This window comes from Desulfovibrio piger, assembly GCF_900116045.1.
GTDB lineage: Bacteria > Desulfobacterota > Desulfovibrionia > Desulfovibrionales > Desulfovibrionaceae > Desulfovibrio > Desulfovibrio piger_A.
On record NZ_LT630450.1, the window covers coordinates 2,406,242 to 2,421,950 of the forward strand.

At 67.2% G+C, this 15,709-nt stretch carries 10 protein-coding genes; 1 reads left to right on the forward strand and 9 read right to left on the reverse strand.

Annotation, left to right across the window (positions count from 1 at the left end):
- Window positions 1-8: 8 nt before the first annotated feature.
- The 4 genes from DESPIGER_RS10715 to DESPIGER_RS10730 form a co-directional block, all read right to left on the reverse strand.
- Window positions 9-971 carry a respiratory chain complex I subunit 1 family protein gene (locus DESPIGER_RS10715; protein ID WP_072336654.1) on the reverse strand — a complete coding sequence of 321 codons (963 nt, stop codon included), beginning with the start codon at window positions 969-971 and terminating at the stop codon, window positions 9-11.
- A 15-nt stretch (window positions 972-986) separates the two neighbouring features.
- A complete protein-coding gene (locus DESPIGER_RS10720; RefSeq protein WP_072336658.1) occupies window positions 987-4,772 on the reverse strand; it encodes a complex I subunit 5 family protein in 3,786 nt (1,261 codons plus the stop codon).
- Window positions 4,773-4,951: 179 nt separating this feature from the next.
- Window positions 4,952-5,944 (reverse strand): NAD(P)H-dependent glycerol-3-phosphate dehydrogenase, encoded by a 993-nt coding sequence (locus DESPIGER_RS10725; RefSeq protein ID WP_072336661.1) that lies wholly within the window; start codon window positions 5,942-5,944, stop codon window positions 4,952-4,954.
- A gap of 226 nt (window positions 5,945-6,170) precedes the next feature.
- Window positions 6,171-6,368 (reverse strand): heavy-metal-associated domain-containing protein, encoded by a 198-nt coding sequence (locus DESPIGER_RS10730; RefSeq protein ID WP_072336664.1) that lies wholly within the window; start codon window positions 6,366-6,368, stop codon window positions 6,171-6,173.
- Window positions 6,369-6,480: 112 nt separating this feature from the next.
- Here DESPIGER_RS10730 and DESPIGER_RS10735 point away from each other — a divergent pair, with 112 nt between their 5' ends.
- Window positions 6,481-8,841 (forward strand): heavy metal translocating P-type ATPase, encoded by a 2,361-nt coding sequence (locus tag DESPIGER_RS10735; RefSeq protein WP_072336667.1) that lies wholly within the window; start codon window positions 6,481-6,483, stop codon window positions 8,839-8,841.
- Window positions 8,842-9,573: 732 nt separating this feature from the next.
- On the opposite strand, the gene gatA is transcribed toward DESPIGER_RS10735, so the two are convergent.
- From gatA to dnaK, 5 genes are all read right to left on the reverse strand, one after another.
- A complete protein-coding gene (gatA, locus tag DESPIGER_RS10740) occupies window positions 9,574-11,034 on the reverse strand; it encodes an Asp-tRNA(Asn)/Glu-tRNA(Gln) amidotransferase subunit GatA (RefSeq protein ID WP_072336670.1) in 1,461 nt (486 codons plus the stop codon).
- A 12-nt stretch (window positions 11,035-11,046) separates the two neighbouring features.
- Window positions 11,047-11,343, reverse strand: coding sequence for an Asp-tRNA(Asn)/Glu-tRNA(Gln) amidotransferase subunit GatC (gatC, locus tag DESPIGER_RS10745; RefSeq protein WP_072336673.1), 297 nt, complete (start codon window positions 11,341-11,343; stop codon window positions 11,047-11,049).
- Between the two features lie 23 nt (window positions 11,344-11,366).
- The gene (locus DESPIGER_RS10750) at window positions 11,367-12,770 is read right to left on the reverse strand and encodes a hypothetical protein (protein ID WP_072336675.1); all 1,404 of its coding nucleotides are present in this window, start codon (window positions 12,768-12,770) and stop codon (window positions 11,367-11,369) included.
- 541 nt (window positions 12,771-13,311) lie between these two features.
- Window positions 13,312-13,605 carry a hypothetical protein gene (locus tag DESPIGER_RS13000; RefSeq protein ID WP_156831695.1) on the reverse strand — a complete coding sequence of 98 codons (294 nt, stop codon included), beginning with the start codon at window positions 13,603-13,605 and terminating at the stop codon, window positions 13,312-13,314.
- Between the two features lie 117 nt (window positions 13,606-13,722).
- Window positions 13,723-15,642, reverse strand: a complete 1,920-nt coding sequence (dnaK, locus tag DESPIGER_RS10760) for a molecular chaperone DnaK (protein WP_072336681.1) — start codon at window positions 15,640-15,642, stop codon at window positions 13,723-13,725.
- Window positions 15,643-15,709 lie beyond the last annotated feature (67 nt).

A 15,709-nucleotide genomic window follows, 5' to 3' on the forward strand; every position in this document is an offset into this window, starting at 1 on the left:
CGACCTCCTTACAGCGCCCACACCAGCACCAGGCTCACCAGAGCCAGGGCGGTGGGGACCTTCACATAAAAGCGGAACGCCTGGTCGATGCGGAAACGCCCGGTGGCGGACTTGACCAGGGTCAGGGACAGCAGCATCAGCACCAGGCACTTGAAGACGAACCAGATCAGGTTGACGATCCAGAAGTCGGAGATGGTGCCGGGGAAGAACAGGGCCACGCCCAGGCCCAGGACCACGAAGGTCTTGAGGGCGGAGCCGATCTGGAACAGGGCCAGCAGGGGGCCGCCGTATTCCAGCAGGGGGCCTTCCAGCACTTCGGTCTCGGCTTCGGGGATGTCGAAGGGCGGCACGCCCATGGTGCCGGGCAGGAAGATCAGGTAGGCCAGCAGGGCCGGGATCATGACCGGATTGAAGCCCAGGGAGCCGGCGCCCTGCTGCCAGTCCACGATGGCCAGCAGCGAGAACTCGGCACCGGTGCCGGTGGCCTTGCCCACCAGCATGGCCACGGCCAGCAGGATCATGAGCAGGGGGGTCTCGTAGGCCAGCATCATGAGCATCTCGCGCGAGAAGCCTATGGCGCCGAAAGGCGAGCTGGAGGCCGAGCCGCCCAGCATGATGGCGATGGCCGGGATGGGCAGCAGGTAGAAGAGCACCAGCAGGTCGCCCATGTTGTACAGGCCGTCGAACACGCCGGGCACGGGGATGAAGGCCGCGCAGACGGCCATGCCCGCAAAGCCCACCACGGGCGCGGCCAGAAAGACGCTGCGCACGGCCGTTTTGGGGATCAGGGTCTCCTTGGTCAGCAGTTTGGCGATATCCAGCAGGGGCTGGACCAGCGGCGGGCCCACGCGGCGCTGCAGGCGGGCCTCGACGCGGCGGTCAAGGCCCTTGAACAACAGCCCCACAGCCAGCGCGAACAGGCCGCCGGGGAAAAGGCACATGTGCAGCACACCAAGAATGATGTCGGTCATCTCGGTTTCTCCTTCCTAGCTCTTGTTGTCTACGCTGGTATTGCCCGGGAACCAGGCCAGGCGGCGAACCAGCCCGCCGTAGATGCCCGAGGGCGCCATGCGGCTGGTGGCCACCTCGGTGGGCAGGCCGCAGGTATGCACGTCCACTTCACGCAGCACCACGAAGCGGCGCACGAAGTACCAGCCCGCGGCGGCGGCGATGGCCATCATCACGCACAGGCCGGTGGCGTTCCAGGCACCGGGGCCTTCCTGCAGGCCCGAAAGGCCCACCACCAGGCTGCCGGCGTTGTAGTCGCCCAGGATGGCGTTGATGGGCCAGAGCATGAGGCCGGGGAAGATGCCGGTGATGATGCAGCCGATGGCCAGGATGGCCATGGGCACGCGCATGGTCAGCGGGGCTTCCTGCACATGGTCCAGACGGCTGGAAGGCTGGCCCAGGAAGGCCGCGTGCAGGAACTTGGCGATGTAGGCCAGGGTCAGCACGCTGCCCACCAGGGAGAGCAGGGCCAGGAAGGGCTGGCCCGCCTGCATCAGGGCATGGTAGATGATCCACTTGGACGAGAAGCCGCTGGTGGGCGGCACACCGACCACGGACAGGCCGGCGATGGCGAACATGCACAGGGTGAAGGGCATCTTGCGGCCGATGCCGCCCAGGTCGTCCAGGCTGTCGGCGTGGGTGGCGAACATCACGGCGCCGCAGACGAGGAAGAGCAGGTCCTTGAAGAACACGTGGTTGACCACATGCAGCATGCCGCCCGCGTAGCCCAGGGCGCCGCCGGCGGCCACGGCCAGCACCATGTAGCCGATCTGGCTCACGGTGGAGTAGATGAAGACCAGCTTCACGTTGTTGACCAGCAGGGCCTGGGTGGCGGCCATGACGATGGTGATGCCGCCTATCCACATGACCACGGTCTGGATGAGTTCATTGGGCCAGGCGGCGCTGACGCCGATCATGGCCAGGCTGCCGCCCATGAGCATGAAGAGCTTGATGAGGCCCAGGATGGAGCTCTTCAGCAGCACCGAGGATATGTAGCCGGACACGGGCGTGGGGGCCAGGGCCGGATGCATCTGCCAGTCGATGCGGAAGGGCAGCTGGGCGGCCTTCATGACGAAGCCGATGGCCAGCAGGGCGGTGCCGCCCCAGACCACCCAGCCGGGCAGCAGGAAGAGCTGGGTCAGGTACTGCATGGCCCCGGAGGTGAAGGGCGTGGCCGGGCCGAGCACACAGACGCCCACAAAGATGAAGCCGGCGCCCAGCACGTTGAAGAAGAAGTACTTGAAGGCTTCGCGCAGCGATGCCTTGTCGCCTTCGTGGGCGATGGCCATGTAGAGCGTCCACGAGCTCATGATCTCCCAGAACAGGAAGAACTGGAAGAGGTAGGTGCTGGCGGACATGCCCACCAGACCGCCGCACATGGCGGTGAAGGCGCAGTAGAAGCGCCACTGGGTGTGGCTGTGGGACATGTAGCCCTGGGCGTAGAAGACGTTCAGGGCGCCGATGAGCGGCACGATGAGGGCGAAGCAGTAGCTCAGGGTATCCAGGTCGCGGCCCAGGAAGATGACCAGGACGGCGGTCAGCAGCAGCACGAAGGCGCTGGAGCGGGCGGCCCAGACGGGGTTGCGGCGGAAGAAGGCCGGCAGCAGGGCCCCGAACACGGGCACGGCCACATAGACGGGCCAGGGCGCCATGACGGACTGGAGCACCACGGGATCCGTGGCGGCCGGGGCGAAGCAGGCCGAGGCCACGGGGATGACCAGCGTGAGCGGGGCCCAGGGGGCCAGGCCCAGCAGCAGGCTGAGGGCGGCCAGGGCCATGAGGGCGCCGCGGATGGACCACGGGGCCTCTTCCAGCACGGGCAGGTCGGCGGGGCGTTCCTCGAAGACCAGGGTCTTGAGGATGCGCACATAGTAGATGGCGCCCACCAGGGAGCCGACGAGGATCAGGGCCGCCAGCGCGGGATGCCCGGCGTGGATGGCGGACTGGATCATCAGGTATTTGCTGAAGAAGGCGGTGAACGGCGGCAGGCCCATGATGCAGACAAGGCCCACGGCCATGCAGCTCACGGTCCAGGGCATGCACTGGCCAAGGCCGCGCAGGTCGGCGAGCTTGCGGCTGCCGGCCCGCAGGATGAGGGCGCCGGCGCCGAGGAAGAGCAGGTCTTTCATGACCGCATGGCTGAGCATGTGCGAGAGCGCACCGGCCGTGGCCAGCCAGGTGCCCATGCCCAGCACCAGGGCGATCTCGCCCAGCTGGCCCAGGGTCGAATAGGCCAGCATGCGCTTGATGTCGTCCTGCCTCAGGGCCATGAGCTCGCCGAAGATCAGGGTGGCCGCGCCCATGAAGGTCAGGACGGAGCCGAACCAGGACAGGCCGAAGACATAGTCGCCGGCAAAGAGCCCGCCGTTGGTCTGGCCCAGCAGCAGGACCACGATGCCGAACATGCCCATCTTGGTGATGATGCCGGACAGGGGACCGGACACCGAGGAGGGCGCGGCGGGATGGGCGTCGGGCAGCCAGGAGTGCAGGGGCACCAGACCGGCCTTGACGCCGAAACCGATGAGGCAGAGCAGGGCGGCCATGTTCAGCACATGGGGCGAGAGCAGGGCGCTCTGGATGCGGACATCGGCAAGGCCCAGGCCGCCGTTGCCCAGCAGCAGCATGCCGGGCAGCATCAGCAGGGCGCCGCCCGCGCACATCAGATAATATTTGAAGCCCGCGTCAAAGGCCACGCGGTCGGCCTCGTGCACCACCAGGAAGTAGGAGGCGAAGGTCATCAGTTCCCAGTAGCCGTACATGGCGGCCATGTCGGGCGTGGAAACGATGCCGGCCAGGGAGGCGAAGGTCAGCAGCAGGAAGAACCAGTACCACCCCTGCCGGTGGGCGTGGGCCATGTAGCCCAGGGAATACACCGAGACGATGAAGGCGATGAAGCCGATCATCACCAGGAAGAGCAGGGCCACGGGCGCGGGCGCCTCCAGCGTCAGGACGGCGGCCAGGGCGGCGGCGCAGGCCAGCACGCCGATGTAGGGCATCCAGCGGCATTTCAGGCAGGCAGCCGCGCCACAGGCGAAGGCTCCGGCAAAGTAGATCCAGAAGGCGGGGTGCACGCCGGCGTGGGCCACCTGCAGGCCGGCCCAGCCGGCGGCCACGTCCAGCATGGGGACGCGGGCCAGGCCCATGAGGGCCACCAGCACGCCCAGCACCAGGGTCAGGGCATCGGAACGGCAGCTGCCGCGGGCCTCGTCACCACAGGCGGCGTTGCAGGGCTGCAGGAAACACTGGCGCAGGGCATCCACATGCAGGCCGATGAGCACCGTGGCCGTGACGGCCGCCAGCACGGTGCAGAACAGGCCGCAGTGCAGGGGCAGGGAGGAGGCCAGGATGCCCTGGGTGATGAAAAGACGCCCTTCCGGGATGAGGAAGGGCGAACCGCCCACGCTGGCCATGAGGCCGAGGGCGAACAGGGCACCATTGACGGGCTGGAGTTTGACGGCCCCGCGCAGGGCCGCGAAGGTCGCCGACGGCGCGGCGGGCCCGGCCAGGGAGTTGAGGGCGCTCCAGCTCAGGCCGCGGGCCAGCAGCTGGAAGGCCACGAACAGCCAGACGCCTGTGCCGGCGGCGGCATTGGCCGCACCCAGCGCCATGCAGATGAGGCCCGCGTCGTGCACGGCCCCCCAGAGGATGAGCCGGCGGGCGTTCTGCCGCTGGCGGACCGCCTGCCATGCGCCATACAGCAGGAACAGCAGGCCCGGGATGAAAAGGATGAAGGAACCGCTTGCCGTGTAGGATGGTATTGTCATACGCGCCCCATTGTCTGCCGGGTAAAAAGTACAAAATTATTGCAGATGGACGTGGATGCGCGTCATCTGCCCGAGTTTGCCCTTCCGGCGGGATATCCTCGTGAAAAAAATTTTTTTCACGATTCGCCAAAAGATACGCGACATTCCTGGCCGGTGCAAGCCTCTTTTTGGCTTGCTTGTCATTCCTGGCGCAAAGTCCTCGTCATCAGGCGCATGACCGCCTTCCGGGGGGATTCGCCCCCGTGCAGCAGGCCCTGGACGGCATCGGTCACCGGCGTGTCCACGCCCAGCCGGCGGGCCAGGTCATGGACCGCGGCCGTGGTCTTGACCCCTTCGGCCACCATGCCCAGGCTGGAGGTGATGTGCTCCAGGCTCTCCCCCCGGCCCAGCCGCAGCCCCACCTGCCGGTTGCGGGAAAGGTCGCCCGTGCAGGTCAGCACCAGATCGCCCAGGCCGGAAAGGCCCATGAAGGTGGCCGCCTGCGCCCCGCAGGCCTCGCCGATGCGGCTCATCTCGGCCAGACCGCGCGTCAGCAGGGCCGCCCGGCTGTTGTGCCCCAGCCCCAGCCCGTCGCAGACGCCGGCCGCGATGGCCATGACGTTCTTCAGCGCGCCGCCCAGCTCCACGCCCAGCACATCGGTGCTGGAGTAGCAGCGGAAGGTGGCACAGGAAAAAAGTTCGCGCAGGCGGCAGCCCAGCGCCTCTTCCGCCGTGGCCAGCACCACGGCCGTGGGCTGGTCGCGCACCACTTCGGCCGCGAAGGACGGCCCGGAAAGCATGGCGTAGTGGAAGGGCCTGCCCGTCAGCTCTTCCGCCACGATGCGGCTGCAGGGGGCCAGGCTGCCCCGTTCCAGGCCCTTGGCGGCATTGATGAGGACGGGTTCGGCATGCAGGTGGTGCCGCATGGCGTGGAGCCAGCCGCGCAATTGCTGGCAGGGGATGGCCAGCAGGAGGAGCTCCGTGCCCAGCAGGCCGGGATCCGTCCCGGCCTCCAGGCCGGGATGCAGCGCGAGCCCCGGCAGGTAGCGCGGGTTCTCGTGCCGGCTGTTGATGGCCCCGGCCACGGCGGCATCGCGCAGCCACAGGCGCGTCCTGTGCCCCCGGACAGCCAGCAGATGGGCCAGGGCGGTGCCCCAGCTGCCGCCACCGGCCACGGTGATGGTGTGTCGCATGTTCTCTCCTGACGAGCGCTGTTGACCTGCGCAAGATATTTTTATGAGTACGTTTTTTAGGCCAGCTCGGCAAGTGGAACACGATTTTTTGTCATATGCGTGCAGAATAATTGGACTAGCTTCCTGTGATTTTATGAACTATTTCCTGTGGGAGCAGCCTGCCCCGGGCGCGGGCACAAAAAAAGGGCCGCACGGGCGGCCCGAAAGAAGGGGATGGTCACGCGGATCATTGGGGATCGAAACCGATGTCGAAGATGGCTTTGCGCAGGGCGGCCTCATCGACCGGCGCGCTTTCTTCGTAGCGCAGTTCCTTGGCATCCAGGTCCACCACGGGGTTGCTCACGCCGGGGATCTTGGCGGCGGCTTCTTCCACGGCGGCTTTGCAGTGGCCGCAACGCATGCCGTTGACTTTGAGGATCTTCATGCGACACTCCTTGCTGTGTTTCCACATATTGATTTTCATTTTCAATGGGAGCACCATCAGGAATAATACTGCCGGAACGGAGCGTCAAGACCACCGGCAGACAGGAGGTTTTATGGAAACGCGAAAGGCAGGTCCCTTGCGTTTTGATATCGGCGGCATGCATTGCGCCGCCTGCTCCTCGCGCATCGAACGCGTGGTGGGGCGCATGGAGAACGTGGAGCGCATCGCGGTCAACCTGGCCACGGCCAAGGCGCAGATCTGGCTCAAGCCGGGCACGGAAAAAGAGACCGTGCCCCTGATCATGGAACGTGTGGCGGGCATGGGCTTCAGCGCCGTGCCCTCACAGGAAGAGGACGTGGCCGTCCAGTACGAGAAAAAACGCCGGCAGGACGAAAAAGACCGGCGCGTGCGCCTGGGGCGTCTGGGCCCCATGCTGGTCTTTGCCGTGCCCCTGCTCATCCTCTCCATGGGGCACATGCTGGGCATGCCCCTGCCCGCCTGGCTCGACCCGCACCACGCGCCCCGCACCTTCATGCTGGCGCAGCTGGCCCTGACCCTGCCCGTGGTCTGGCTGGGTCGCCATTTTTACCGGGAAGGCCTGCTGGCCCTGATCCACAAGGCCCCCACCATGGACAGCCTGGTGGCCGTGGGCACGGGCTCGGCCCTGCTCTACAGCCTGTGGACGACCCTGGCGGGCCTTGCGGGCAGCGAGCCCCAGCTGCGGGCCATGAACCTTTACTATGAATCCGTGGCCGTGCTGCTGACCATGATCGAGCTGGGCCAGTTCCTGGAGGCCACGGCCAAGCGCAAGGCCGGGGATGCCATGGGCGCGCTGCTGCGCCTGACGCCGGAAACGGCCCTGCGCCTGGAAGCCGACGGCCAGAGCCGCGAGATCCCCCTGGCCGAGGTCATGCCCGGTGATACCCTGGTCATCCGGCCCGGTGCCCGCATCCCCGTGGACGGCAGCGTGGCCGGCGGCAAGAGCGCCGTGGACCTTTCCCTGCTGACAGGGGAATCCATCCCCGTGGCCGTGGGCCCCGGCGACAGCCTGGTGGCCGGGAGCGTCAACGGTGAAGGCGCCCTGACCATGACCGCCGAACATGTGGGGCAGGATACCCGCCTGGCCCGCATCATCAGGCTGGTGCGCGAGGCCCAGGGCAGCAAGGCCCCCATCGCCCGCCTGGCCGACCGGGTGAGCTTTTATTTCGTGCCCGCGGTCATGGGCATCGCCACGCTGGCCGGTCTGGCCTGGCTGGTCTTCAGCGACGAGCCCGCCACCGTGGCCGTCACGGTCTTCGTGGCGGTGCTGGTCATGGCCTGCCCCTGCGCCATGGGCCTGGCCACGCCCATGTCCATCATGGTGGGCACCGGACGCGGCGCCCAGCTGGGCGTGCTCATCAAGAACGGCGCTGCCCTGGAGCAGGCCGGCCGCGTCCGGGCCATCGCCGTGGACAAGACCGGGACCCTGACCACCGGCAAGCCCGTGCTGACGGGCGTGATCCCCCTCGCGGCCCATAACGAGCAGGCCCTTGTCACCCTGGCCGCCGCGCTGGAGGCCCGCTCCGAGCATCCGCTGGCCCTGGCCCTGGTGGCCGCGGGCAAGGAACGCGGCTGTCCCGCCTGCCCGGTGGATGCCGTGGACGTGGCGCCCGGTCTGGGCATCGCCGGTGTGGTGACGCTGGACGGCACGGCCTGGCGCGTGGCCCTGGGCAATGCCGCCTTCATGGAACAGAACCGCATCACGCCCGATGCCGCGGTGCTGGAACGGCTGGCTTCCCTGGCCGAGGCCGGGCAGACGCCGCTGCTGCTGGCGCTGGCTCCGGCCCGTGCCGCCCTTGCCGGTGCCGGTGATGACGACAGTGCCCGCTGGCAGTGGGACGGCCTCCAGATGGCGGGCATCCTTGCGCTGGCCGATGCCCTGCGCCCCGAATCCGCCGCGGTGGTGGCCCGCCTGCACGAGATGGGCATCCGGGTGGTCATGCTCACCGGTGACAACGAGCGTACCGCCCGGGCCGTGGCCCGGCAGGCCGGTCTGGATGACGCCGATGTGGCCGCCGGACTGCTGCCCGCCGAAAAGGCCGGGCGCATCCGCCAGCTCCAGGCCGGGGGCCTGCTGGTGGCCATGGTGGGCGACGGCATCAATGACGCCCCGGCCCTGGCCGTGGCCGACGTGGGCATGGCCGTGGGCAGCGGTGTGGACGTGAGCGCCGAGGCCGGGGACATCGTGCTCATGCGCGGGGGCATGGAGGCCGTGCTCACCGCCCTGGCCCTTTCCCGCGCCACCATGCGCAACATCCGCCAGAACCTGGGCTGGGCCTTCGGCTACAACCTGCTGGGCCTGCCCGTGGCCGCCGGTCTGCTGCACGTCTTCGGCGGGCCCATGCTCTCGCCCATGATCGCCGGCACCGCCATGGCCCTGTCCTCCTTCTCCGTGGTCAGCAACGCGCTGCGGCTGCGGTTCTTCAAGGTATAGATGGCTGTTGTCCGGGTGTTCGCAGGGGGGGAGGGAGCCCCCTTGGCTGGCGCGCAAGGGTTTCCCCCTTCCCCCTGACCCCCATCCCCTCCCCGACGCGCTTTACCGGGGAGGATGGCAGTGGCGGGAGGGACGGCGGCCTGATCGCCGGCTGCCGGTCCCCGTCTGGAGAAGCAGGACATGCGCGGGGAGGTCGTGCCCGGGTCGCGGGGAGCGGACAGGGCACGGCTGAAACGGGCTTGGGAGACAGTCCCCGTTGCCGCCCCGCTGCATCAATGCACAAAAAAAGAGAACGTCTTCGGACGTTCTCTTTTTTTGTGCGGCTGACCCGGGGATAACGGCTTTCCCTGAATGATGCCCCGGGCGTTGCGGGCGTGCTTTTCCGTCTGGATCCGGGATCAGGGCCGTATCGTCTCCTGCGCCCTATGGCAGGGGCAAGGCATTCTTCGGCTTCCGGCAGGCCGATGAGGCCCTTCAGGGAAAAAGTTGCTTCCGCCATCCGGGCTGTCCGGGGGAACGTGCGCTGCACGAACAGGGCAACGGCTTGTCGCGGCAGTGCTTTCCCCGAAGGAGGATTGTTTCCGGCTGACCAGCGAAGAGACAGCAAGGGCGGTGGTTCTCAGAAACCACCGCCCAGGAAAGAAGTCCGGTCATCTTTCGACTGCCGGGCAGCCTCGGGAAAAGGGCATCCTGCTTGCCGTGCGCGGCAGAAAATGCCTTGGCCGATCCGCCCTAAAGCCGCGCCAGTCCGATGCCGGGCAGGGCGGCTTCGAGACCGGCGCCCAGGCGGAAGAGGCCGGCCTCGTCAAAGGCCTTGCCGATGAGCTGCATGCCCACGGGCATATTGCTTTCGGCGGCCATGCCCACGGGCAGGGACAGGCCGGGCAGACCGGCCAGGTTCAGGGACAGGGTGTAGGCGTCCATGAGGTACATCTGCAGCGGATCGGCGCTGTGGCAGCCCAGTTCCCAGGCCGTGACGGGGGAGACGGGGGCCAGCAGGGCGTCGCACTGCTCGAGGGCGGCCAGGTATTCGTCACGGATGAGGCGGCGGACCTGGGCGGCCTTGCGGAAGTAGGCGTCGTAATAGCCGGAGGAGAGCACATAGGTGCCCAGCAGGATGCGGCGCTTGACTTCCTGGCCGAAGCCTTCGCTGCGCGAGCGCACATAGAGCTCGGCCAGCTGCCGGACATCGGCGGCACGGTGGCCGTAGCGCACACCGTCGAAGCGGGCCAGGTTGGAGCTCGCCTCGGCCATGGCGATGATGTAGTAGGTGGCGATGGCCGCGTGGGTATGCGGCAGGCTCACCTCCACGATCTCGGCACCTGCGGCGCGGGCCGTTTCGATGGCGTTTTCGCACACGGCGCGCACTTCGGGCGCCAGGCCGTCGGCATAGAATTCCCTGGGCAGGCCCAGGCGGGCGCCCTTGAGGGACGGCGCGGCGGCAGCGGCGGCATAGTCGTCCACGGGGCGGGGATCGCAGGTGGCGTCGCGCTGGTCATGACCGGCGATGACGCCCAGCACGCGGGCGCAGTCGGCCACGCTGCGGCCCAGGGGACCGATCTGGTCCAGGGAGGAGCCGTAGGCGATGAGGCCGTAACGGGACACGCGGCCGTAGGTGGGCTTGATGCCCGTGCAGCCGCAAAGGCTGGCGGGCTGGCGGATGGAGCCGCCGGTATCGGAGCCCAGGGAGGCGAAGCACTGGCAGGCGGCCACGGACGCGGCGGAACCGCCGCTGGAGCCGCCGGGCACGCGCTGGAGATCCCAGGGGTTGTGCGTGGTCTTGTAGGCGGAATTCTCCGTGGTGGAGCCCATGGCGAACTCGTCGAGGTTGTTCTTGCCCAGGATCACGGCGCCGGCTTCACGCAGGCGCTGCACGGCAAAGGCATCGTACACGGGCATGTAGCCTTCGAGGATGCGGGAACCGGCGGTGGTGGGCATCCCCAGGGTGGAAAGGGCGTCCTTGACGGTGACGGGCACGCCCCAGAGGGGCCGGGAGGCGTCGGGGCCCTGGGCGTCCAGCCGGCGGGCGCTGGCCAGGGCGCCTTCGGCATCCACATGGAGCAGGGCGCCCACGCGTTCTTCAGTGGCGGCGATGCGGTCGAGGCAGGCGCGGGTGGCTTCTTCGGCACCGATCTCCTTCTTTTGCAGGGCATCGGCCAGCGCGGTCAGGTTCAGCGAGCAGATCTCGTTCATGATGCGTCTCCTTTAGACGATGCGCGGCACGATGAAATAGTCTTCATCATGTTCGGGAGCGTTGCCCAGCACGTCCTCGCGGCGGCGCTTGCGTTCGGGCCGGTCGTCGCGCATGGGGGTGGCATGGCTCACGGGGCTGTAAAGAGGTTCCACGGCGCTGGTATCCACCTGGGCCAGCACATCCATATAGGCGAGGATGTCGCCGAACTGGCGGGCAAAGAGGGCCTTTTCCTCGTCACTGACGGCAAGGCGGGACAGCCGGGCCATGTGGGCCACGACGTCCTGGCTGATATTCTTGTTTTCGGACATGGGATCTACCTTGAGGGGCACCGTTATCGGGCGGTACGGGTTGTGCCGGTGGTGGCCGGCGAAAGGCGCAGCTTGTACGACGGCTGGGGCGTGGTGGACAGGGGCGCCACACCGGGCGTCGGGGACGTGGACGCGGGCGTGTTGAGCACGGCGGGGCCGGCAGACATGCCGGGCAGGCCCGGGATGAGGGAATTGCCCTGTTCGTCCACGGTGGGCAGCCCCTGCATGCGCAGGGCGGCCCGTTGCAGGATGGCTTCGCGCATGTTGCGGAAGCGGGCCAGGTCCAGCGGCTCCATGCCGTTGGCGCCGGGCTGGAACAGATGCAGTTTCTGGTGGGCGATGCCCTTGTCGTCCCAGGAAAGGGGCGCCATGGCCCACTGGAGCTTCATGCCGGCGGCCTGGGCGTTGACCGTGGCCGCCGGGGGACGGCTGTCAAAGGCCATGCGCACGGCGAAGCGCACGAAGTCGTAGCCCAGGGCCACCCAGAAATCGGTGCCGGGAGCGCGCAGGGCGGCGGGGGCCTGCGTGGGGTCCCAGGCGGCGGGGAAGACGGCCAGGGCATAGCGGTCGGGCTCGGCCACGGTCTTGCCGTCCAAGCCCTGTTCCCACAGGGTGGTGCCCAGCAGCACGAGACGGTCCTCGCCGTTGTACATCAGGCTGGTGGTCAGCAGGTTCATGTTCTTCCAGGAGTCGGGCAGGAAGAGCGCTTCGAACGGCGTCTGGGGGATGGGCGCGGTGATGTTCTCCTGCGCCGTGGGATTGATGAGCGTGGCGGCCTGGCCGCTCCAGGTGCTGGACTGGCCCGGCGTGTAGCTGGCCGAATGCAGGGTGATGCCCATGCCGGCCAGCTTCTGGTCCAGCAGGCCGGTCATGCGGGGGCCGTAATTGTCCGTGGGATAGAAGGCGCCGAAGGTGCGCAGGCCCAGGTCTTCGGTGACGAAGCCCACCAGACGGTCGATCTGGTCCTGGGGGCTGGGGAAGAAGCGCCAGGCCCGCACGCCTTCATCACCGGGCAGCAGGCTGGGCATGAAGGCGAAGAAGACACGCTTTTCCAGCATGCCGGACGTCTGGAGCTGCTTGAAGATGGGGGCCTGCAGGGGGCCGCCCACCATGATGCAGCTGGGGGGCAGGGCCGCGATCTGGGCGTTCCAGTCGGGCTTGCTGGTATCCACCACATGCAGCTGTGCCAGCAGGCCGCCGGCCTGGAGTTCGCGCAGGGCGATCTCGGCGCCGTTGCGGATCTTGGCGGCAACGCCGGCATAGGGGCCGCTGCTGGGCAGGGCCAGGGCGATGTGGGGCCCCGTGGGGGTGGCGGGCTTGGGAGCCGGGGCCTTGCTGGGGGCGGCGGGGAACTGGCAGGCGCTGAGCGCCAGGACCAGGAGCAGCAGGAGCGGAAGAAAAACGCGGGACGAGCAGCTGTTTTTCATGGCAGTACAGGGCTGAAAGGGGGCGCGTTTCCAGGGCGCGGGACGGGCCGGGACCGGATGGCCGGTGAAGGCATGCCTCAGGCAGACGGCATGCCGGACATGCCGCCGGGCACGGGACGGGCAGGAGCGGCGTTCCCGGGCAAGTCTGGAATCATAGCCCGCTCTGCGGCGTGGCGCAAGGGGCGGGAAGGTGGCGTGCGGGCAGGGCGGGGACAAAAAAACGCGACGCGCCCAAGGATTGGATTGGAGCGGAGCGCGTCGCGGCTGTGCCTGTGGGAGGCACAAATATGGCAGGCTTCCGGTTTGCCGGAAGGGGGGAACCTTTGCGGATCCAGAACGTTATGCAGCAAAAAAAAAATTTTGTAAAGATGCGTCATGGCAGGAAATATCTTTGTCCTGCCAAAGTCTTTCCCCCCGGTGGCGGGCGGTGCGCGCAGGGCCCGCGCGGGCCGTGTGCGCAGCTGTGCCGGGGCAGGCTCTGTGCCCGGATGCGGCCGGAAACGAAAAATGCGGAAGCTCCGGGGAGCTTCCGCAAAGGACATCAGCGGCGCGGGGAAGGATTCCGCCTGTCGTCGCGGCGGTCATGGACCGGCACGGGCTTGTTGTCCCCGTGGCGCGGTTCCGGGCGGGGAGCCACATGGGCCGGGGGCGCGGGCTTGTTGGGCTGGACCCTGTTATGCGGCGGAGGCGGCTGCCGGTGGTGGCGCGGCGGAGGCGGGTCGTCATACCAGGGGTCATTGTTATGCACACAGCCTGTGCCCAGGACGAAGAGGCCGGAGAGCAGGATCAGAGCCAGGACATGCAGGAGCCTGACAAAAGCGGGATGTGTTCGCATAGGCGCTCCTTGGTTGCCTCCACCCTAGCATCCCTGCCGCAGGAACGAAAGGGGGGCCGGGCATGAAAAAAGGGACGGCCCCGGAGGACCGTCCCTGAGATGCCTTGCGTGCGGGGATTATTTCTTCACTTCGGTGAAGTCGGCGTCCACCACATCATCGTTGTTGTTGCCCTGGGCGGCACCGGCGCCGGGATTGGCGCCCGCACCGGGCTGCTGCTGGGCACCGCCGTTGGGGGCCTGCTGCTGGTAGAGCTGTTCGGCCAGCTTGTGGGAAGCCTTGGCCAGCTCTTCGGTAGCGGCCTTGATGGCGGCGGCGTCATCGCCTTCCATGGCCTTGCGCAGGGTGGCGATCTTGCCTTCCACGTCGCTCTTCACAGCGGCGTCCACCTTGTCGCCCAGGTCGTTCAGGGACTTTTCGGTGCCGTAGATCAGGCTGTCGGCGTGGTTGCGGGCCTCGATGGTCTCCTGTTTCTTCTTGTCCTCGCTGGCATGGGCTTCGGCTTCACGCACCAGGCGCTGGATGTCTTCTTCGGACAGGCCGGAAGAGGACTGGATCTTGATGGACTGTTCCTTGCCGGTGCCCATATCCTTGGCGGACACGTTGACGATGCCGTTGGCGTCGATATCGAAGGTCACTTCGATCTGCGGCACGCCACGGGGTGCCGGCGGGATGCCGGTCAGGTCGAAGCGGGCCAGGGTCATGTTGTCGGCCGCCATGGGACGTTCGCCCTGCAGCACATGGATGGACACGGAGGGCTGGTTGTCGGCGGCCGTGGTGAACACGTTGCTCTTGCGGGTGGGGATGGTGGTGTTGCGGTCGATCAGCTTGGTGAACACGCCGCCCATGGTCTCGATGCCCAGGGACAGGGGCGTCACGTCCAGCAGCAGCACGTCCTTCACGTCACCGGCCAGGATGCCGCCCTGGATGGCGGCGCCCATGGCCACCACCTCGTCGGGGTTCACGGAACGGTTGGGATCCTTGCCGAAGAACTCGCCCACCTTCTTCTGCACCAGGGGCATACGGGTCATGCCGCCCACCAGGATGACTTCGTCGATCTGGCCGGCGGAAAGACCGGCGTCGGCCAGGGCCTTCTGGCAGGGAGCGATGGTGCGGTCCACCAGATCGCTGACCAGGGCTTCCAGTTTGGCGCGGGAGAGCTTGACCACCAGGTGCTTGGGACCGGTCTGGTCGGCGGTGATGAAGGGCAGGTTCACTTCCGCCTCCATGGAGGTGGAGAGGTCCTTCTTGGTCTTTTCAGCGGCTTCTTTCAGGCGCTGCAGGGCCATGCTGTCCTTGGACAGGTCGATGCCGTTCTCCTTCTTGAATTCTTCCACCAGGTAGTTGATGACGCGCTGGTCGAAGTCTTCGCCGCCCAGGAAGGTATCACCGTTGGTGGCGAGCACTTCCACCACGTTGTCGCCCACTTCCAGGATGGAGATATCGAAGGTGCCGCCGCCCAGGTCGAACACGGCGATCTTTTCGTTGGCCTTCTTGTCGAAACCGTAGGCCAGGGAGGCGGCCGTGGGTTCGTTGATGATACGCTTCACTTCCAGCCCGGCGATGCGGCCGGCATCCTTGGTGGCCTGGCGCTGGGCGTCGTTGAAGTAGGCGGGCACGGTGATGACGGCTTCGGTCACGGGCTCGCCCAGGTAGGCTTCGGCGTCGGCCTTCAGCTTGGCCAGGATCATGGCCGAGATTTCGGGGGCGGTGTAGGTGCGGCCGTCCACTTCCACACCGGCGTCGTTGTTGGCGGCGGTGGTGATGGTGTAGGGCGAATGCTCCTTCCAGCGGTCCACTTCAGGAGAGGCGTACTTGCGGCCCATCAGACGCTTGATGGCGAAGATGGTGCGCTTGGGGTTGGTCACGGCCTGACGTTTGGCGATCTCGCCCACCAGGCGTTCCTTGTCGGTGAAAGCCACCACGGAGGGAGTGGTGCGGCCGCCCTCAGGATTGGTGATGCACTTGGGGTCCTTGCCTTCCATGACGTAGACACAGGAGTTGGTGGTCCCAAGGTCGATGCCGATGATTTTGGACATATGTGGATCCTCCTCGGAGAAATAAAAACTGTATCGCTGAACGCCGTAGCGGCGTCTCTTTCGCTTG